The organism is Gilliamella sp. B3801 (assembly GCF_026536645.1).
In the GTDB taxonomy this organism is placed as follows: domain Bacteria; phylum Pseudomonadota; class Gammaproteobacteria; order Enterobacterales; family Orbaceae; genus Gilliamella; species Gilliamella apicola_I.
This window is the reverse complement of record NZ_JAFNNR010000001.1, coordinates 115,711-134,424: the sequence shown is the minus strand read 5'-3', so window position 1 is coordinate 134,424 and position 18,714 is coordinate 115,711. Positions and strand designations below refer to the sequence as shown.

Genomic DNA, 18,714 nt, shown 5'->3' with positions numbered 1-18,714 from the left:
TTAATTAAAATCATACTATCGACTGATGGTATGATTTTTATGGTGAAAATGAATAATAAACAAAATTCCAAAGATAAACTAATTAAAGCTATGGCTGATCTTCTATTAGAAAAAGGTCTAGCTGCTACTAGCCCAAGAGATATTTTAACTCGTGCTGAAGTCGGTCAAGGTAGCCTTTACCATTATTTTAATGGTAAAGAGGATCTGTCCCTATATGCAATAAAATATAACGTAGATCAACTAATAAGTTTTAATGCTTCAGTGCTAAATACAGATAAAAATGCATATAATAAACTTTCAGATCTGCTATTAAGAGCTCGTAACATAGATAGAGGATGTGTAGTTGGTCAAATGGCTCGAGATAGAGCTATTATGGAAAACAAAAAGTTAGCGTCAGAGGTTAATCGTGGATTTGAGTCTATGAAAAAAACGCTAGAAAGTCTTATAAAAATTGGGATTGCTGAGGGTAGCATTTCTAATATTCTTGCACCATTAGAAGCAGCAACGCTCTTAATGTCTGCTTTGCAAGGTGCGTATATTTCTGCAAAAGGATTGCAAGATGATTCCTATTTCCATCTAACTATTAATACATTATTGAAGATATTTACGCCATAACATAAGTTTTACAATCCTGTTTTTTTACTTGTTTTTATCAACTCCATTTATTACTAGTCGTGGACAATATGATTGTTTCCACTAAAAAATTGAACTGATGTCGTCTCTGGGGTTTAGATAAAAATCGCAGGAGAAAATTTAATGCTAAAAATTCAGATAAAAATTTAATGAAATAAATATAAAGATATAAAGTTAGCACTTTTATTTAATCCAGCACTTACATCATTTTTTCAATTAAAATCAGATCTTTTTATTTTTTTATGTACTTTTATTCTGATTTTTTAAAATAATTAATTATTGCGTCAGTGGTGGAATTTTTTCTTAAGTTTTTTCGCCAAATTAGAAAAATATCGATTTTTAATTTTAAATCTTGACTCCTAATTAATTTTTTATATGCAACTCCCTCAACTTTTGCTTGTGTCATTGACTGAGGCAATAGCATCATTCCTTTACCTAACGATACTTCAAGTAACATAGATAAATTATCTTGTAGTTCTGCACGCCGTACAATTGGAAGTTTGAGCGTTTTAAATACTCGTTCACACTGTTCATAAAAAACAGGATTTAAGTATTGTTTAAACCAAAAGAGTGGTAAATCGGTCACATCATCAAGATCTACTCTTTCTTGCTTACTACAGGGGTGACTAGTAGGTAAAACTAAAATCATCGGTTCTTTATAGACTAATAACGAATTTTCGTTGATATCTCTCATTTGATAATCAGAAACAAAAGCAAAATCAATATTTTCTTTTTGTAGCTCTAACAACAGCTCTTTGGATGTGTAGTTGTGTTTATAAATTTCGGTTTCTTCGCTAAAATCCGACAAAAATAATCTAAAGTAAGGAATAAAGTCAAAACAAAGTGTTTTAGTTGTCCCTAGCACTACTTTTTTCACTTCTCTCGATTTGATCGATTTGGTTATGGAACAAAGATCATTTAATAATCGTGTTGCTTTTGATTTAAGATCTTCTCCTTCTTTAGTTAAAACCACATTATGGGAATTTCTCAAAAAAAGGGTGACCTTTAACTTTTCTTCTAAATCCCTGATTTGAATTGAAAGCGGTGGTTGGCTTACGCCTAACTTTTCAGCCGCTCCTCTAAAACTACGTTCTTCACAAACTGCTACGAAATACTGCAACTGCTTTATAGTAGGTAATCTTTTACTATAAATATCCACTATGCCTTAAACCTCTATACATTTAAATCCACATAATTTTCAATATGTTCTTTGAAAATTCTTACTCTATTAGGCATGTAATTTCTATCCTTAAATATTAAATAAATAGGTCTAGTGCTGCCAATCCAATCTGGTAATATTTGTATCAACTCCCCCTTTAATATACTATTTTTGACAAATTGAGATGGGACAAAGCAAATTCCCATTCCTTCTTTTGCAGCCTCAATGATCAGTTCCGTATCATCCATGACTAAACATGGGATTGACCTCACTTCATAATACTCATTTTGGGTTTTATTGGTCAGTGACCAAGTTAAATTATGATTAATATTGATTAAATTTTTATCCAATAAATCAATTGGATGAGCACAACCACCAATTCGTTCTAAATATTCTTTAGAGGTACACAATATATTTTTGGATAATAAGATTCTTTTAGCTACCCAACTGCTATCGGTTAGATCTCCTACTCGGATAGCAATATCAATATTCAAATCAGCCAAATCGACAACTTTATTAGTTGCCATCAAATCTATTTTTATATCCGGGTATTTTTTCATAAAAGAAAAAATACACTTACCAAACCATTGATGTGTCAGGCTTATTGGTGCTGTTATTTTAATTGTGCCCGATAATTTTTTATAATAATCATTTAAATTTTCAGCTGTTTCGACAAACTCCTCTACTAAATTGGTAAATTTAGCAATATACATTTGTCCCAATGTCGTCAGCGTTATTTTTCTACTGCTTCTGAACATCAAAAGACCACCAATAGCTTCTTCTAACTGAGTTAAGCGCCTACTGATTGTCGGAGATGGTATTGAAAGCTTAGTTGACGCTTTAACGATACTACCTTCTTTAATTACATTAACAAATATGAGTAAGTCATCGATTGATAATTTCATTTTTGGAATTTAATGTTGTTATTTTGATCATAGTACTATAAATGAATTCTAAATAGAATGAAAAATAGTTTATTTATAATTTTTTATTTTAAGAGGAAAAATATTCATGAATATATTTGTTACTGGTACAGAAAGTGGAATTGGTCATCAAGTGGTAAGCATTGCTTTATCACAAGGGCACAAAGTTTTTGCTACTTATCTGTCAGAGAAAAAAATAAACGAGCTTAATTCAGATAGTTTATTTACTTACAAACTTGATTTGACAGATCCACTACTAATTAAGAATGCAATTTTAGAAGCTGGAATACATTTGGGAACCATAGATGTTTTAATAAATGTCGCTGGAGTATCATATTTTAACGATCCTTTCACAACAACAGATACAGAGTGGGTAAATACACTTAACGTCAATGTAAGTGGATATTTTTTCTTAACCCGTGGAATACTTCCTTTTTTGAAAAAAAGTCAAAATCCTCACATAATTAATATTTCATCAATATGGGGATTAAAAGGAAGTAAAGATATGTATTCTTATTCAGTGTCTAAACATGCAGTACAAGGTCTTAGTGAAGGATTAAAAGAATATTGCAAGCCTATAGGTATTAAAGTTTCCAATCTTGTTTTGGATAAAGTTGACACTGATTTTAGAGAACATATGGAAAAATATATAAGTTTTAACGATGAACAAAAATCTCGCATGCTTAAACCAAGTAATGTTGCTGAAATAATCATGTTTTTAATTAATACGCCGAAAGAGTTATTAGTGTCATCAATAACGTTAGATGCTTTTTTATGGAAATAAGGAAGATTAAAATGAAAAACAATAAATTAGCTTTTTTACTTGTCACTTTATCTGCCTTTTTTTGGGGTTCTAATTTTAATGCGGGCTCGATTGTTGTGGCATCTGTCACCCCTCTTACAGCTGCATCTGAACGTTTTATTATCGCTGCTATTGCCATTTTTATTTTTATGCTTATTAAAGATAAAAATAATATCATTGCATTTAAATCAAATTGGAAACCGTATACTCTTCTTGGTTTATGTGGTATCACCGGATTCAATTTGGCTTTCTTTATGGGATTACAAACAACATCTCCGATTAATGGTGCACTTATCATGGCAACGTCACCTATCACAACAACGTTAATTGCGTCAATTGTTGATAAATATCGAGTGTTATGGTCACAAGTAATTGGCATGTTAATAAGTTTGGTTGGTGTGATTTTTGTTATCAGTAATGGCGATATTAATAATATTATCAAGTTGCATTTTAACCGTGGTGATTTAATCATTTTATTGGGTAATTTAGCCTGGGCAATCTATACTGTCGGATGTCGTAAATTTATCAGCAACTCAACACCACTACAAACCACAAGTTTTACCATGTTAATAGGTACAGTAGGCATTGTTCTATTTACAATATTTCAGGGTAATTTAGTGAATGCAATCATTAATATTTCATTGTGTCATCACTTAATACTTATTTACATGGGAATAATTGGTTCAGTACTGGCTTATTTATTTTGGAACGTCGGTATAAAAAATCTTGGTGCGGCAAAAACGTCTGTATTTTTCAATTTAGTCCCCGTTTTTACTCTATTATTGGCTTTTATAAATGGCTTGATACCAACTGCTTTACAGTTAATCGGTGCTTTCATGGTGATTGGTGGCGTTATAGGTGCAACAGGTGCGTATAAAACTGTTATGAAAAAGGATTAATCAAAACGATGTAATAAATATATTCACAAACTGATTTAATAGTGTGGCAACTGACCACATTATTGAACAAATATCTTTATTAGCGAGTTTTGTCATGGCAATTCAGAGTATCACAATACAATAATATGGCGATAACTGATTAATCATAATAAAACTCAATACCCATCTTTTTAGATCAGACAAATGGAATTTAGTTATTCAAATCCTTGCGTCAATATCAAAACACACTCTCTTGAATGATTTGTGTATAGCACTCTGCCTTTCATTCTAAATTTCTAACCATCATCACGAAATCATATTAAGAAAAACATTTAATTATCAATTAAATCATCAAGTTAAAGTTTAATAATTCCAATCAAATTCAATCGACTTAACACAGAAAATATTCTCTTTGATATCAATTTCATATCACAAAATAAGTATTTTTGTATTTTGTTATTTCCGTTTAGTCTTTCAACAGTTGTACAACTAATGATCACTTTTGTATATCAGAAAGAGGAAATAAAAAATGCCATCACAATATTTATTAATAAACCGATATCCTGTAAAAAAAGAAAAAGGACAGGAAATTGAAACATTCGCTTTAACCAAATCTAAAGATCTTATCAACAAACATAGTTTTTATATTTCGGATGATAAAGAAGAATTGATTGAATTTATCGCGTTAGGCTCGTTAAATGAATTAGCAGATTACGAAAAAAGTTTTGCACAGGATTTTACCGAATATGCTAACTATCTGTGCGGCGATATTAAGCGTGAATTACTTTTTTATGTTGAAAGTCCTATCCGTTCCGTTACTGTCATTCCTCAAACAAATTTTGTTCAACTTCGTCATGTCGAAGTATTACCTACAGCCTATAACGCTTATTTAAAATGGCGCAACGAAACTATTTTCAATGTTGTTAAAAGTAACGCTGACAAAATCACTTCTTTTGATGCTTATCATTCACTCATTAGCCAAATTCCTGGCGTAATGTTTATCTCATGCTTTAACGGAGCTATTGAAGATTACATAAAACCATTTACAGATGAGCATTACAAAACGATTGTTGCACAAGCAGGAGACAGCTACATCACCGGTGGTAAAGAAGGACTTTATACAAAAATCTATAGAAAATTAGGTGGTTAATAGATTTCCACTATTAATTATAAGGAGAATCATTTTGAATAAATTAGTTGTTGTTGGCGATAAATTCAATGAATTTGCAAAACTTGATGGAACGATTACGTTAAGCCAACTTGCCATAATGGCACAAATGCCTGCAAAAGTTTTTAACATTAAAAATCATTTATTTCCTGGATTGGGGTGTAAAAATGATGAAATAAGTAAATTTAACATTAGCAACAATAGCCCTGAACATTTGGATTTGAGTTCATTATTTTCATTTTATGGTAATAATTTTGCACCGAATATTTATACTCATCAACACAACACTTATAACGTGCTAATCGGTCAAGCAAAAAAATTGGATCAATCTAATTTTGAATTACCTTTTATTCTTGATGAAAGAAATATGCTTATGGGTGATCATCAAACTGGTAGTCATGTACAGGGAATGATTATTACTGAAGCTTTCAGACAAACTTTTATTGCAATAACAGAAGAATTTTTTCTCGCAAAAGAAAATAAAAAAGACACCTATTTTGTCATCAATGAAATGAATGTCAATTTTGAAAACTTTTTATTTCCTTTACCAGCCATCATTCATTTTGAACTTCTCGACATAGACCAAAATAATTATCGGTCAAAGTTGAAAGCCAAAATAACAATCAAACAGGCAAATAAAATTTGTGCCACGATGTTGACCAGTTACGTGGTATATCCGGCGAAAGAACTTTTAGAAAAAGAATCAAAGTTAGCTAAAGATGCAGTGGCTTTATATTTGACTGAATATAAAAGTTTTATGGCATAAAAAAGGAAAGCGTTATGTCAAAATTCCAATTAATTCCAACAACACAAGGCCCTTTATATCCACCTTCTGAAGTGGTTGATAAGTACGGTAACTTTGTCGTTGTAGGAAATTTAATCAAGGAGAATAATGCCATCTCGTGGGGGATGGCGTTAGTTTCCCCAAAAAGCCAATTACCCAAATTTGGTGAAACATGTGCTTATACAATTACTGAAGAATTAGATATTAAAAATGAAAAAAGACTCGCAGAAATAGAGCTTTTTACATTACCGCTTCCGCTACCTTTAAATAATTATCCAATGGTCTTTGCACCGGAACAATGCCCTAATGCTTCACAAATCCGACGCCCTAGTCTTCCATTAAGTAATGGTTATATCTATGACTATCGGGAAAATGACGGACTTCGAAAACTCAATAAAATTGTACTAAGTGATTGGTTAAAAGCGCAAGGAACACTTGATGTAACCATTGATGGTTCCGTTGCTCGATTTGATTTTTGTTTTAAAAACTTAATACCAAATAGCCTTTACACCGTAATGAGCTTAAGAGAAAAAGATCTTAATCCGCAAGAATTAACCCGCCCTGGGCCTTTAGGAATTCCTAATGTTTTTGTGACTGATAATAACGGTTTTGCTAACTATTATGCCATTTTGAACAATCCTTTTCCAAAACATGAAAAAGACAGTAATCGAATTATCAACGTCATTGTGCTGTTCATGAGTTCACAACAGTCTTATGGCGGTGCAATTGGATATTTTGGACTAGGAGGCGATGTCCATGCCCAACTCAAATTGAGTCAAATAGATTTATTTGACCATTTAATTACAAACCCAATTAAGGAGAAATAACATGCCACATATCAATATTATCAGCTGGCCGATATCTGATGATGAAAAAGCTAAAAAATTACTCGAAGAAATAACAGTTGCGACGCATAAAATTTTAGGTTGCCCTATAGATAAAATCTCGATTAGCCTTCAAGAAGTTTCCCCTTCACGGTGGTCAGATGCAGGCGTGATAGGAACTGATCCTAACTTTCTAACCAAAAGCAGGGCTTATATAAGTAAGGACGCTGAGCATGATGCAAACAAAAAGTAATACAAATCAAGCTATAGCTGCATTTTTTGATGTGGATGAAACACTTATAACGATCAAAAGTATGTTTAATTTTTTTGAATATCTGTCTGAAGTAAAAGAACTTCATGATCTCAAAGTTCAATTTGATGACGCATTCAAACAAGCAAGAGCTAACAATCGACCAAGAGAAGAACTCAATTCCATGTACTACCAATTACTTTCGGGTATGAGCATGGATGAACTATTTTCAATCGGTAAGATTTGGTTTGAGCAAAATGTTGTCAACAAGAATGCCTTTATTCAAAAAACAGTTGATCGCTTACATCAACATCAAACTAGAGGCGAACGAACAGTATTTGTTTCTGGGTCAATGCTACCGCTTTTAAAACCGATTGCTGAATATTTAAAAGTCGATGACATTTTGTGTGTTAATCCGGTTGTTGACCAACAGCGAATTTTGACAGGTGAAATTACAGGGATACAAACTATTGGAGCGGGTAAAGCCACCGCAATCGAAAAATTTGCCTTAGAACAAGGAATCGATTTAAGCAGTAGCTACGGGTATGGAGATGATATTTCTGATTTAAATATGTTGTCTTGTGTCGGTCATTCTGTTTACGTCGGCGATCATCCTACGATGTTACAACTTGCCAAACAAAATAACTGGCAAGTTTTATGATTTAAAAAAAGCAATGTTAAAGATAATTAACATTTAGATTGGAGAAATTTTAATATGGAAGAAATTGTAATTGTAGCGGCCAAAAGAACCGCTATTGGAGCATTTCTTGGTAGTTTTGCTGACATACCAGCAACAGAATTAGGCGCAATGCTCATTAAAAATATGCTAAAAGAATCGAATATTCCTGCTAACGAAATCGATCAAGTCATTATGGGACAAGTTTTAACCGCTGGTTGTGGACAAAATCCAGCAAGACAAACAGCGATCAAAGCAGGTTTACCCGAAAAAGTAACGGGATTAACGGTGAATAAAGTCTGTGGTTCGGGTTTGGTGGCTATCAATTTAGCTGTTCAAGCAATTAGAAATGGCGATGCGCAAATGATCATCGCAGGAGGACAAGAAAGCATGTCAACCGCAGCGCATGCTGTTAAAGGAATTCGTAAAGGTAACCGTTTAGGGAATTCGGCATTAATTGACACACTCGTTCATGACGGATTAACCGATGCCTTTCATCAGTATCACATGGGGGTAACAGCTGAAAATGTTGCCGAAAGTCATCATATTACTCGTGAAGAACAAGATATTTTTGCACTGTCCTCACATCAGAAAGCCTTAAATGCAATGAAGAATAATTGTTTTGTCAATGAAATTACGCCAATAACATTAGCCACGAAAAAAGGTGAAGTCGTAATTGATAAAGATGAAGGACCGAGAGAAACAACGCTGGAGAAATTATCAACATTAAAACCTGTCTTCAAAAAGGAGGGAGTTGTCACTGCCGGTAATGCATCATCCCTCAATGATGGTGCAGCAGCGGTAATAGTATGCAGTAAACAAAAAGCAATATCTTTAGGATTAACACCTATGGTCACGATATCTGCTTTTGCCAATACAGGTATCAATCCTTCTGTTATGGGGCTGGGTCCGATTAGTGCCATCGAAGCTTGTTTGAAGAAAACAGGTATGTCTATTGATGATGTCGATCTGTTTGAGTGTAATGAAGCATTTGCTTCACAATCTTTAGCTGTCCAAAAAGTATTAGCGTTAACTAACGATAAACTTAATGTTAACGGTGGTGCAATTGCATTAGGACATCCGATTGGTGCATCAGGTTGTCGTGTCTTGGTTACACTTATACATCAACTAATATCACAGAATCTCAATGTCGGTATTGCTGCATTATGTGTCGGTGGAGGTGAAGGGGTGGCAATGAGTATTCATCGAAATTAAAGAGGAATTAGATTATGGAATCAGGCATGAAATCAATACAGAAACAAGAACAATCAACTACAAGTATTCTTGTTTCTGCCATACTTATTGTGCTTTTGGTCGGTTCAGTTTATATCAGCCAACTCATTTTTCAGGAAATTTCAAAAAGTTTTAACATTGATATTTTAGATGCAAGAAGTATATTTAGCTTATCTTGTTTTTTCTACGCTATTTCCTTTTTTATTTATGGTCCATTATCAGATAAAGTATCAACAAGATTTTTAGTGGTATTTGGGAGTATTGGAACCATTATTTGTCTTGGTTTATCTGGTATCGTCGAATCATTCAGTCTCTATTTAATCATTATGTCATTAATCGGTTTTTTTGCAGCATCAGTTCCGGCTGCATTATTTGCCTATACGGCTAAGAATACACCTAATGAAAAATTGCCTCAAGCAATGGGAGTGATGATTTCCGCCTCTATTGTCGGTATTATTTTTAGCCGTAGTGTAGTAGCCATGATGACTGATTATTGGTCTTGGCAAATTGCCTTCTTTATTTATGCATTGTTAATTGTTTTTGCTTGTCTTTTTATTCCAATGGGTATAAAAAACACGAACAACAATACTTCCAACATGAGTATCGCAAATACTTATCTCACCGCGGCTAAGTTACTGCTAAATAAAACGGTACTTATTTTTCTGTTTGTTGGTTTTCTTCTGTTTTTTGTTTACCTTGGATTATCATCATTATTAACCTTCTATTTAAAAGGCTCGCCTTTTTATCTTTCATCAACGGTATTAGGATGGTTAAACTTTGCAGGAATCAGCGCCGTCATTGGTACTATCATCACAGGCAAATTATCTCAATTTATGACTAAAGGTAGATTATTAATTATTTGCCTTGTATTTGTCAGCATATCAGTTATCACCATCGGATTTAGTACCAATTTATTTTTTATCGCCTTAGGTATTTTTTGTTTATTTCTTTTTGTGTTTGGACTGCAACCTATAGTCATTTCAATACTTAATCAAATTGTACCGATTAATTCAAGAGGCGCTATTTCTTCTTTATATCTTTTATCTTGTTTGGCTGGAGGAAGTATTGGTACTTACGTATTAGGTATTTTCTATGAGAACTTTAATTGGAATGGGGTAATGATTACCAGTATTAGTCTGACGATCATCAATATAGTGATAGCGCTATTCGGGCTCAAATTAACAAAATAATAGGAAAAAATAAAATGGAAACTATCATGGTAACGGGTGGAACTGGGTCAATTGGCAAAGGGATTGCAAAAGTTCTTCTAGAAAATCATTATAAGGTTATCCTTGTCGGAAGAAATTCAGATAAATTATCCGCTACGCATCAAGAATTAGAGTTGTTAACAAACAATAAGCATATTCTTACTCAGATCATCGATATTACTCAAGAAGATCAAGTTGCCGAAAAATTATCGTCTATTTGGGCAAACACGCCAATTGACGGATTAGTCAATGCTGCAGGTCTAGGGGAACCGATTGATTATTTTTTATCCACCAAAAATGATTGGGACGAATCTCTTCAAAGTAAACTTTGGGGCTCAATCAATATGACCAAACAGATCACAAAATTAATGGCAACCAATAAGCGTGAAGGAAAAATTGTCATTATTAATGGAACATTTTGTTACGATCCAAACCCCGATTTCATTATAAATAGTACCGTCAATGCAGCCCTATCAGGCTTTACTAAAGCTGCTTCAAAGTATTTAGGAAAGCATGGAATTCGCATCAACGTCATTAATCCTTGGATTACCGAATCTGAATCTTGGTACAAAACCTCAACCAGACTCGCACAATCTTTCTCAACAACTGCGGAATCATTAAATGATAATTTCAGAAAAATGAATCCATTAAACAAATTTACTGATGTCAATGATATAGGCAATGCCATTGTATTTTTATTCAGTAAAAAAGCTGGTTATATCAACGGTGCTTCAATCAATCTTGATGGTGGAGCATCAATCGGTTATTAAAACAATTTTAAGGAGAATACCTATTATGAAAAAATTTTTACTATCTACCCTCATTTTTATCTTTTCCACTTTTTATGGAGCGATGAGTATGGCCGAATTAAAAACTGTTTCTAAGTCATTTAATGCTCCAACTGGGATTGCCTTTGACAGTTCTGGGGCGATGTATGTGACCAATTGGTCTGGTAATTCAGTGGTTAAAATAGATACTAAAGGCAACAAACAAACCGTTTATTCGAATATTTCCTCACCCGCTGGAATTGTCATAGATAAACAAGATAATATCTATGTATCTTCTTATAGTGATGATTATATTTTAAAAATTACCGCAAATGGAGAAGCTCAAAAAATTTCTGACGGTTATCATACTCCGACAGGCATTGCATTTTCAAATTCTGGAAATTTGCTTATTACCAATCGTTCGACGGGTGAAATCGTTTCACTCAATTTGAACAGTGGTCAGAAAGAAATTATCGTACGAGGATTATCTACTCCAGTCGGCGTCACACAACTTCCTGATAATAGTTTAGTGGTTTCTCAATATAGCGGTCGTTTAACAATGATTGACCCGAATGGCAATAAAACTGAGTTAGGTAGTGGATTTACTCGACCAGGTGTTGGTATTGTCACTGTTTCGCCTAGTGTGGTTGCAGTAATTGATAATGGAGCCAATATGGTACGTCAGATTGATGTGAAAACTAAAAAATTAGATACATTAGTTTCATCGTTATCAGGTGCTGTAGCATTAGCTTTATACAATAATCATTATTATATAGGAACATGGGGAGATGGAGCGGTATATAGGTTTAATAATGATTAATTATGACGGACAAATTGGAGAACTTTTAAATGCATAAATTACCACAAAGAACGTTAGGCTCAGATATTAGTGTCAGTGCAATAGGTTATGGAGCTATGGGACTGAGTGAGTTCTATGGCCCTACTGATGATCAGCACTCAATTAGGTTGCTACATTCCGTTGTGGATAGTGGCATAACCTTGATTGATACAGCTGATATGTATGGTCGTGGGCAAAACGAATTACTCATTGGAACATTGCTAAAAGAATTAACTTCATCACAACGAGAACAATTATGTATTGCAACTAAATGTGGAATAGATAGAAACAATACTATTGGCTATGAAAGAAAAATAAATAATGCTCCTCAATACATAAAATCATGCTGTGAAGCATCTTTAAAACGATTAGGTATTGAACAAATCGACCTCTTTTATATTCATCGAATCAATCCCGAAAACCCCATTGAGGAAACAATGGAGACGATGGCAACATTAGTAAAAGAGGGAAAAATTAAGCATGTTGGTCTTTGTGAAGTACCTAAAGATTTATTAATCCGCGCACATTCAGTCTTTCCAGTCGATGTTGTTCAAACTGAATATTCACTTTGGACTCGGGATATTGAAGATAATCTATTACCGCTATTAAAAGAGTTAAATATTGGACTGGTTCCCTATTCTCCGCTTGGGCGTGGTTTTTTGACAGGAAAATATCAGTCAGGAAAAGATTTTGCAGACGGTGATTTTCGTAAAACTAACCCAAGATTTTTAGATGCGAACATAGAGCACAACAAACTCCTATTAAATGCACTAAAACCGATGACAATTAAATATGATTGTACAAGTGGTCAAATTGCTTTAGCGTGGTTGCTTGCGCAATGGGAAGGTGTTGTTCCTATTCCTGGTACAAAACAAGAAAAATATTTGTTCGAAAATGTTAATGCCTGTTTTGTTACGCTTGAAAAAGAAGATCTTACCATTCTCAATGATTTAAAAAATCGTATTGATATTAAAGGAGACCGCTATACACCAGAAGGTATGAAAGGTATCTTTTAAAAATACTCTGACTGAGCATTTAACAATGAGAGCCTAATGTTGCTTTATTGAAACAATCAATCAGCAATATAGGTAACAGGTGATACACAATTATTGCTTAAATATTATTTTTATACCGCATAGAGATAATAAAAATCATTAAAAAATAATCAGTTTGGAATATCCATAAACGCTATTTTATTTTGTTCATTATTAAAATTTTGATATTAGATATTAAATAAAAAAAAAGCCCGAATAATTAGGGCTTTTTATGTGATTTATTATAACGATTAAGTTCGTTTTCTATTTTTTCTTGCCTTTGTATTCATCATAATACTCTTGAGCTAGTTTACGCATCGATAAGCCAATTGCCGCATATTGATACTCATTTAAGTTAGCTAATGAGGCACGAGCTGAAGGATGTTGTACAGCAAACCCTTTACCCGGTAATAGCACCACACCCGCTTCATCAGCAATTCTAAATAGCAATTCAGAAGGATTTTTATTTTTAAGAATCCATTTGGCAAACTTATCATCATAAAGTTCACGACAAATGTGTTCAAGGTCGATTAGCGTATAATAATCAACACTGTTTCCATCTGTTTTATGTTTCAGACCCACATGCTGATATAGCGAAGCCGCACGACGACGTATTAATGTTTTCAACGTTGTTTTATAGCTCTCATCCGTGTCCATCATTTCACAAAGTGCAAATAATACCATTTGCACTTGTTGAGGTGTTGAAAGTCCTGCTGTATGGTTTAATGCAACTGCACGACTGTCAGCAACTAAACGATCAATAAATTTGAGATTTTCAGGATCGGTAACAATTGAGCTATAACGTTTATTTAAAACTTGTTTTGCTTTACTTGGCAATGATCGAATTGTTTTATCAATGACATTATCTTGTGCGGTTGCAATTACCCCTAAACGCCAACCGGTTGCCCCAAAATATTTAGAGAATGAGTAAACTAAAATGGTATTTTTAGGGCAAATAGCAAACAAAGATTGGAAATCATCGGCAAATGTACCGTACACATCATCCGTTAAAATAATGAGATCAGGACGTTTTTTAACAATATCAGCTATAATTTTTAAGCTTTTATCATCAATTTTTACGGATGGTGGATTGGAAGGGTTAACAAGGAAGAAAGCTTTAATAGCAGGATCTTCTAATTTGCGTAATTCAGATTCAGGATACTGCCAATTTAAATTAGGATCCGAATTAATTAATACTTCAACTAATTGATAATCATTTAAGGCTGGAATTTCAAGATAAGGGGTAAAAATTGGTGCACCAACTGCAATTTTATCGCCATTATGAATCAAACCATTTTCTTTCATCGAATTGAAAACATAAGCCATGGCGGCTGTACCACCTTCGGTTGCAAAAAGGTCGATATCATCGATATTTAGATAGCTTGCCCCCATTTGTCTTAACACATAGGATTTGACGACTTTTTCGCTGAACCGTAGCATTCGATCAGGAACAGGATAGTTACAACCTAAAATTCCTTCTACCATTTCTTGTAAAAATGCATTTTCATCAAGACCAAGTTGATCACGAATATACGAAAATGCTTTACCTAAGAATGGAACACCAGGGGTATTGTAATTTTGACGAATAAAATGCTCAAAGCGCCCTGTTAATCCATCTTTAATTGGAAAACCACCTACCCCTTCATTGAGATAAGAATAAGACATTTCGGATTCTTGAATCGCAAAAACACCAAGCTGGAAAAAAGCTTGACGCGGCCAAGTTGCTAAAAAATTAGGATTACCACGTCCTGCATTTAACATAGCATGATCAGGATGGCTTTGGGCAAGTTTAATTAAGTTATCTTTTAATTCAAAAGGACTTAAATTAGCATATTTTGCATAATCTGATTTGTTCTTCATAATCTTTTACCTTTAATTTGAGTTTTTGCTTAAACAAAAGCCACAACCAATGGACCTAATAAAGTTAGGAATACATTCGCCAGTGCGTAGGTAATAGCAAAAGAATTAGTCGGTGTTGAATTGCCTGCTTTATTTAGCACTTCACCAAAGGCTGGATTAGCACTTCGTGAACCCGCTAAAGCACCGGCAAATACGGCAGAGTTTTTATAACCAAGTACATATTTACCAAAATAAATCGCCAGTAACATCGGTAACAGAGTGACCACAACTCCGATTAAAAACAGTGATAAACCTTGTTCTTTAATGGTATCGATTGCTTGAAGACCAGAACTTAAACCCACGACAGCGACAAAGCCTGCTAAACCAAAATCTTTTAAAAGTTGCAAAGCGCCAGTTGGAATATTGCCTACGGTTTGATGGAAAGATCGATACCAACCAAATAAGAGACCAGAAAGTAATGCACCGCCACCTGCGCCTAGGGTAATTGGAATATCGCTAACCCGAATCACAATTAATCCAATAATCAGCCCAACGACAAGACCTAAACCATGAAATATCCAATCTGTTTTTTCGCTTTTGGTAATCGGTGCACCAATTCGATCTATAACACGTCGAAGATCACTATCCGCCCCATAAATGGTTATCACATCACCTAGTTTTAAAACAATATCATTGTTTAATGGAAGGCTTTGACCATCGCGATGAATCGCAACTAAATAGATACCATGTTTTAAACTGATTACTTCGTCAGATGAAAGTACTTGTGTTAAATTCTCTCCAACATAACGAGAATTACGCATTTCAACATCTTGAGTATTCATCACCACATCCATTCCTGATGCAGAATTAATTTCTGTACCCAAAAGATCATTCGCTTGGATCATAGCATCACGGTGACCAACAACTAAAATAATATCTTTAGCTTTAATCACTGTTTCAGGTGTCGCCTCAAGAATTTTATTGCCTCGTTTTATTCGTTCAATGCTAATGCCATTTACCGTTTTTTCTATATCTGAAACACTTTGATTAATCTTATTTGTCACCCGATACAAACGACCACTAATATCAGATAAGGCAAAATTTTGATTAGCACCTAATAACATCGAGCCATGAAGTTGTTCAGCTTGCGCCTTAATTGCATCATCGCTGATATCTCTACCCATGATTTTAGGTAAAATATTAACACAAACAATAATGGCACCAAGGGAACCAAAGATATAAGTTACAGCATAGCCAATCGTAACATTACCTTGTAAACGACTTAACTCTTCTGCGCTTAAACCAAGCTGAGTTAACGCATCAGAAGCAGTACCCATAATAGCAGATTGTGTCAATCCCCCTGCGGCAAGACCGGCTGCCAACCCTTTATCTAAATGGAATATTTTTGCTAAAACAACGACAGTCACAAAACCTGCAACCGCAATGAAAAGTGCTAAAAAGATTTCTCGTAATGTTTTAATACCTAAAGATCGGAAAAACTGAGGGCCACTTTCAAACCCAACAGCATAAATAAATAGTGCGAAAAGTACCGCTTTAACGCCAGCATCAACAGTTACACCAAATACACTCAGTGCTACAGCGACAAGCAATGAACCGGCTACGCCACCCAGCTGAAATTTACCGATACGAATCCCACCAATTAAATAACCTAAACTCAATGAGAGAAATAATAATATTTCTGGTGAGTGTTTGAGTCCATCTAAAATCCAATTTGAAAGCCATTGAAACATAATCATTGTCCTCAAGTGCTAAAATGATGAATTAAGAATATATGAAAAGATATAAAAAGGAATTTGAAGAATATTCACTAATTTTTATGAATACATTAATATATTAAACTGCTATTTAAAGAATAGAAAGTTAATTTTAACAATTGATATCATCGTTAGAAAAATGGTAAAAAATTTTTTTTGTTCCTTTTTGAAAATAAGGAATTTTTACTGTAATAACTTATTTAAACTAATTCGAGAATACTTTAGAAGATTAGTGCATTATCATTAAAAAATGATAACGCACTAAAATAGGTAATTATTAAGTTCACAATAAAGTGAGCTTAATTTTTATCAATTTTGGACAAATTTATGTTGAGATTAAATTCCATTCCAAATTGATTTTATTTACTGGACTTTGAAGATATTTTGGCGAATTCTATAATCTAGATCATTGACCCAACGATTATAGTTACGATGAACTTCACCCTTCTTATTAATTAAATTTGGGCTGACTGATTTATATTGAATTTTATAGCCTTCTGAAGAGAAATTGATATTCATGGTAGCTTCATATTTTAGATTTAATAACGATGCACGAATATTGTTGTTATCAATTAAATCTAGTTTCCAAATACCATATCGAGTATCACGTTTTTTATTCACCGCTAAAATAGCATTTTTAACCTGCTCTTTACTCAAACCTTGCGATGATGACTCAACTGTTCTTGGTGCCTCATATTTATTGGCACAACCAAATAATAGACAGATAAAAAAAGTGGCTATTATCAACTTAAAAAACTTCATTTGTTTACTCCTTGAATAAAAGTGATTAATTTTTGATTTAACGTTTTTTACAAATTAACAACGTATGTCCATAACCTAAGCCATCAATATCTTTTTCAACATGAAACCCTGCTTCATTTAAACATTGATAAAATATTTTAGAATGGTAAAAACGACTATTGCCATTTGCTAAACAGGTGAAATATAAAGACGAGGCATTCAGACTTAATGCACCGGCCTCAAATGTCTGCCTATCCCAAAACAAATCCATAATGCAAACCGTTGCATCATCTTTCATACTGCGATGAATTAGTGTTAAAATGCGAGTAATTTGTTCACGACTAAAACAGTCAAGAAACTGACTCATCCACCAAACATCAGCTTGATTGGGTAAAATCTCATCTTTCAATAAATCAACTTCAAAGCCCTCAATCCGATCAGATAAACCAGCTTGTTGAATATTTTGCTTGGCAACATGAATTTGCTGCGGTAAATCCAAAAGCGTTATTCTAATATTCGGATTTTGTTTAGCACAAAAAAGTGCCCATTTACCTGTATTGCCTCCCACATCATAAATATGCTTTGGATTTAATTGTTCAATATGTGAAAAAGCGACAGGAAAGGAATGATCAGAATAGAAATGGTCAAATTCAAACCAGCTTTTTTTGGCTTTTTCAGGTAACACTTGTAAGGCAGGATATATGGTTGACCAATCACCAAAAACTTTTAAACCTTCTGGTTTTCCCGATTCAAGAGCAGATTGAAGATAGCGCATGCTTTCATAACAAATATCTTGAGTAAAATTAAGATTAACTTTCGTCATTTTGTCATGCAATAAATAATGACCAATTTTTGCCAAAAAATAACGGGAATGCTGTTGATAAATGACATGCATACTTAAACCAATATCGAGTAATAATTGAATTGCATATTCAGATAAATCAATCTCTTTAATGATTTCATCAACCGTTATTCCGTCAGTACTTGCTCGGTCTATACTTGCTAATATTCCTTTATCTCTCATACAAAGGACAGCTTGAAATAAAATAGGCGAAAATGCGATTTTTTGTGCTTCCGTTATCGCCTCTAACGCAGAGTATTTATCTTCGTTATATCCATATCTAATGTTTTCTTGTCCAGTCAATCTATTGCCTTTTTGTTGATTTAATGTATTGTATTAGT

Annotated in this window: 19 protein-coding genes; 13 read left to right on the top strand and 6 right to left on the bottom strand. The window is 33.7% G+C overall.

Features of this window, described 5'->3' with window-relative positions:
- Nucleotides 1–48: 48 nt before the first annotated feature.
- A complete protein-coding gene (locus J3U14_RS00520) occupies nucleotides 49–615 on the top strand; it encodes a TetR/AcrR family transcriptional regulator (protein WP_267351595.1) in 567 nt (188 codons plus the stop codon).
- Nucleotides 616–883: 268 nt separating this feature from the next.
- Here J3U14_RS00520 and J3U14_RS00515 read toward each other — a convergent pair whose 3' ends face one another.
- Both J3U14_RS00515 and J3U14_RS00510 read right to left on the bottom strand, forming a co-directional pair.
- Nucleotides 884–1,792 (bottom strand): LysR family transcriptional regulator, encoded by a 909-nt coding sequence (locus J3U14_RS00515; protein WP_267351597.1) that lies wholly within the window; start codon nucleotides 1,790–1,792, stop codon nucleotides 884–886.
- 14 nt (nucleotides 1,793–1,806) lie between these two features.
- Nucleotides 1,807–2,697: a LysR family transcriptional regulator gene (locus J3U14_RS00510; protein ID WP_267351599.1), complete on the bottom strand. Its 891-nt coding sequence runs from the start codon at nucleotides 2,695–2,697 to the stop codon at nucleotides 1,807–1,809.
- 106 nt (nucleotides 2,698–2,803) lie between these two features.
- On the opposite strand from J3U14_RS00510, the gene J3U14_RS00505 reads away from it, so the two are divergent.
- The 12 genes from J3U14_RS00505 to J3U14_RS00450 all read left to right on the top strand — a co-directional run bounded on the left by J3U14_RS00505 (nucleotide 2,804) and on the right by J3U14_RS00450 (nucleotide 13,159).
- Nucleotides 2,804–3,499 (top strand): SDR family oxidoreductase, encoded by a 696-nt coding sequence (locus tag J3U14_RS00505; RefSeq protein ID WP_267351601.1) that lies wholly within the window; start codon nucleotides 2,804–2,806, stop codon nucleotides 3,497–3,499.
- A gap of 11 nt (nucleotides 3,500–3,510) precedes the next feature.
- Nucleotides 3,511–4,416 (top strand): DMT family transporter, encoded by a 906-nt coding sequence (locus J3U14_RS00500; protein WP_267351603.1) that lies wholly within the window; start codon nucleotides 3,511–3,513, stop codon nucleotides 4,414–4,416.
- A 508-nt stretch (nucleotides 4,417–4,924) separates the two neighbouring features.
- Complete coding sequence (locus J3U14_RS00495) at nucleotides 4,925–5,545, top strand: hypothetical protein (protein WP_267351605.1); 621 nt, start codon at nucleotides 4,925–4,927, stop codon at nucleotides 5,543–5,545.
- 34 nt (nucleotides 5,546–5,579) lie between these two features.
- Nucleotides 5,580–6,329, top strand: a complete 750-nt coding sequence (locus J3U14_RS00490) for an AfsA-related hotdog domain-containing protein (protein ID WP_267351607.1) — start codon at nucleotides 5,580–5,582, stop codon at nucleotides 6,327–6,329.
- A 14-nt stretch (nucleotides 6,330–6,343) separates the two neighbouring features.
- A complete protein-coding gene (locus J3U14_RS00485; RefSeq protein WP_267351609.1) occupies nucleotides 6,344–7,174 on the top strand; it encodes a hypothetical protein in 831 nt (276 codons plus the stop codon).
- A gap of 1 nt (nucleotide 7,175) precedes the next feature.
- On the top strand, nucleotides 7,176–7,424 hold the full coding sequence (locus J3U14_RS00480; RefSeq protein WP_267351611.1) for a tautomerase family protein: 249 nt from the start codon (nucleotides 7,176–7,178) through the stop codon (nucleotides 7,422–7,424).
- Nucleotides 7,405–8,082, top strand: a complete 678-nt coding sequence (locus J3U14_RS00475; protein WP_267351612.1) for an HAD family hydrolase — start codon at nucleotides 7,405–7,407, stop codon at nucleotides 8,080–8,082. The genes J3U14_RS00480 and J3U14_RS00475 overlap by 20 nt, the downstream gene beginning before the upstream one ends.
- 54 nt (nucleotides 8,083–8,136) lie before the next feature.
- A complete protein-coding gene (locus J3U14_RS00470) occupies nucleotides 8,137–9,312 on the top strand; it encodes an acetyl-CoA C-acetyltransferase (RefSeq protein WP_267351614.1) in 1,176 nt (391 codons plus the stop codon).
- A gap of 26 nt (nucleotides 9,313–9,338) precedes the next feature.
- The gene (locus J3U14_RS00465) at nucleotides 9,339–10,520 is read left to right on the top strand and encodes an MFS transporter (RefSeq protein ID WP_267351616.1); all 1,182 of its coding nucleotides are present in this window, start codon (nucleotides 9,339–9,341) and stop codon (nucleotides 10,518–10,520) included.
- A 14-nt stretch (nucleotides 10,521–10,534) separates the two neighbouring features.
- The gene (locus tag J3U14_RS00460) at nucleotides 10,535–11,308 is read left to right on the top strand and encodes an SDR family NAD(P)-dependent oxidoreductase (RefSeq protein WP_267351618.1); all 774 of its coding nucleotides are present in this window, start codon (nucleotides 10,535–10,537) and stop codon (nucleotides 11,306–11,308) included.
- A gap of 25 nt (nucleotides 11,309–11,333) precedes the next feature.
- Nucleotides 11,334–12,125 carry a hypothetical protein gene (locus tag J3U14_RS00455; protein ID WP_267351619.1) on the top strand — a complete coding sequence of 264 codons (792 nt, stop codon included), beginning with the start codon at nucleotides 11,334–11,336 and terminating at the stop codon, nucleotides 12,123–12,125.
- A 29-nt stretch (nucleotides 12,126–12,154) separates the two neighbouring features.
- Nucleotides 12,155–13,159 (top strand): aldo/keto reductase, encoded by a 1,005-nt coding sequence (locus tag J3U14_RS00450; RefSeq protein WP_267351620.1) that lies wholly within the window; start codon nucleotides 12,155–12,157, stop codon nucleotides 13,157–13,159.
- Nucleotides 13,160–13,441: 282 nt separating this feature from the next.
- Here the strand turns inward: J3U14_RS00450 and J3U14_RS00445 are convergent, their stop codons facing one another.
- The 4 genes from J3U14_RS00445 to J3U14_RS00430 all read right to left on the bottom strand — a co-directional run bounded on the left by J3U14_RS00445 (nucleotide 13,442) and on the right by J3U14_RS00430 (nucleotide 18,658).
- Entirely contained in the window at nucleotides 13,442–15,037 is a 1,596-nt protein-coding gene (locus tag J3U14_RS00445) for a bifunctional aspartate transaminase/aspartate 4-decarboxylase (protein ID WP_267351622.1), read from the bottom strand.
- A gap of 29 nt (nucleotides 15,038–15,066) precedes the next feature.
- Entirely contained in the window at nucleotides 15,067–16,767 is a 1,701-nt protein-coding gene (gene aspT, locus J3U14_RS00440; RefSeq protein ID WP_267351624.1) for an aspartate-alanine antiporter, read from the bottom strand.
- A 387-nt stretch (nucleotides 16,768–17,154) separates the two neighbouring features.
- Nucleotides 17,155–17,553: a hypothetical protein gene (locus J3U14_RS00435; protein ID WP_267351626.1), complete on the bottom strand. Its 399-nt coding sequence runs from the start codon at nucleotides 17,551–17,553 to the stop codon at nucleotides 17,155–17,157.
- 37 nt (nucleotides 17,554–17,590) lie between these two features.
- The gene (locus J3U14_RS00430; protein ID WP_416380158.1) at nucleotides 17,591–18,658 is read right to left on the bottom strand and encodes a class I SAM-dependent methyltransferase; all 1,068 of its coding nucleotides are present in this window, start codon (nucleotides 18,656–18,658) and stop codon (nucleotides 17,591–17,593) included.
- Between the last annotated feature and the right edge of the window lie 56 nt (nucleotides 18,659–18,714).

Excerpts from the sequence above, each read along its gene's own strand:
- J3U14_RS00435 (WP_267351626.1), bottom strand. The coding sequence starts at position 17,553 with ATGAAGTTTTTTAAGTTGATAATAGCCACTTTTTTTATCTGTCTATTA.
- J3U14_RS00500 (WP_267351603.1), top strand. The coding sequence starts at position 3,511 with ATGAAAAACAATAAATTAGCTTTTTTACTTGTCACTTTATCTGCCTTT.
- J3U14_RS00505 (WP_267351601.1), top strand. The coding sequence starts at position 2,804 with ATGAATATATTTGTTACTGGTACAGAAAGTGGAATTGGTCATCAAGTG.
- J3U14_RS00445 (WP_267351622.1), bottom strand. The coding sequence starts at position 15,037 with ATGAAGAACAAATCAGATTATGCAAAATATGCTAATTTAAGTCCTTTT.
- J3U14_RS00455 (WP_267351619.1), top strand. The coding sequence starts at position 11,334 with ATGAAAAAATTTTTACTATCTACCCTCATTTTTATCTTTTCCACTTTT.
- J3U14_RS00495 (WP_267351605.1), top strand. The coding sequence starts at position 4,925 with ATGCCATCACAATATTTATTAATAAACCGATATCCTGTAAAAAAAGAA.
- J3U14_RS00470 (WP_267351614.1), top strand. The coding sequence starts at position 8,137 with ATGGAAGAAATTGTAATTGTAGCGGCCAAAAGAACCGCTATTGGAGCA.
- J3U14_RS00475 (WP_267351612.1), top strand. The coding sequence starts at position 7,405 with ATGATGCAAACAAAAAGTAATACAAATCAAGCTATAGCTGCATTTTTT.
- J3U14_RS00510 (WP_267351599.1), bottom strand. The coding sequence starts at position 2,697 with ATGAAATTATCAATCGATGACTTACTCATATTTGTTAATGTAATTAAA.
- J3U14_RS00450 (WP_267351620.1), top strand. The coding sequence starts at position 12,155 with ATGCATAAATTACCACAAAGAACGTTAGGCTCAGATATTAGTGTCAGT.
- aspT (WP_267351624.1), bottom strand. The coding sequence starts at position 16,767 with ATGTTTCAATGGCTTTCAAATTGGATTTTAGATGGACTCAAACACTCA.
- J3U14_RS00465 (WP_267351616.1), top strand. The coding sequence starts at position 9,339 with ATGAAATCAATACAGAAACAAGAACAATCAACTACAAGTATTCTTGTT.
- J3U14_RS00485 (WP_267351609.1), top strand. The coding sequence starts at position 6,344 with ATGTCAAAATTCCAATTAATTCCAACAACACAAGGCCCTTTATATCCA.
- J3U14_RS00520 (WP_267351595.1), top strand. The coding sequence starts at position 49 with ATGAATAATAAACAAAATTCCAAAGATAAACTAATTAAAGCTATGGCT.
- J3U14_RS00460 (WP_267351618.1), top strand. The coding sequence starts at position 10,535 with ATGGAAACTATCATGGTAACGGGTGGAACTGGGTCAATTGGCAAAGGG.
- J3U14_RS00480 (WP_267351611.1), top strand. The coding sequence starts at position 7,176 with ATGCCACATATCAATATTATCAGCTGGCCGATATCTGATGATGAAAAA.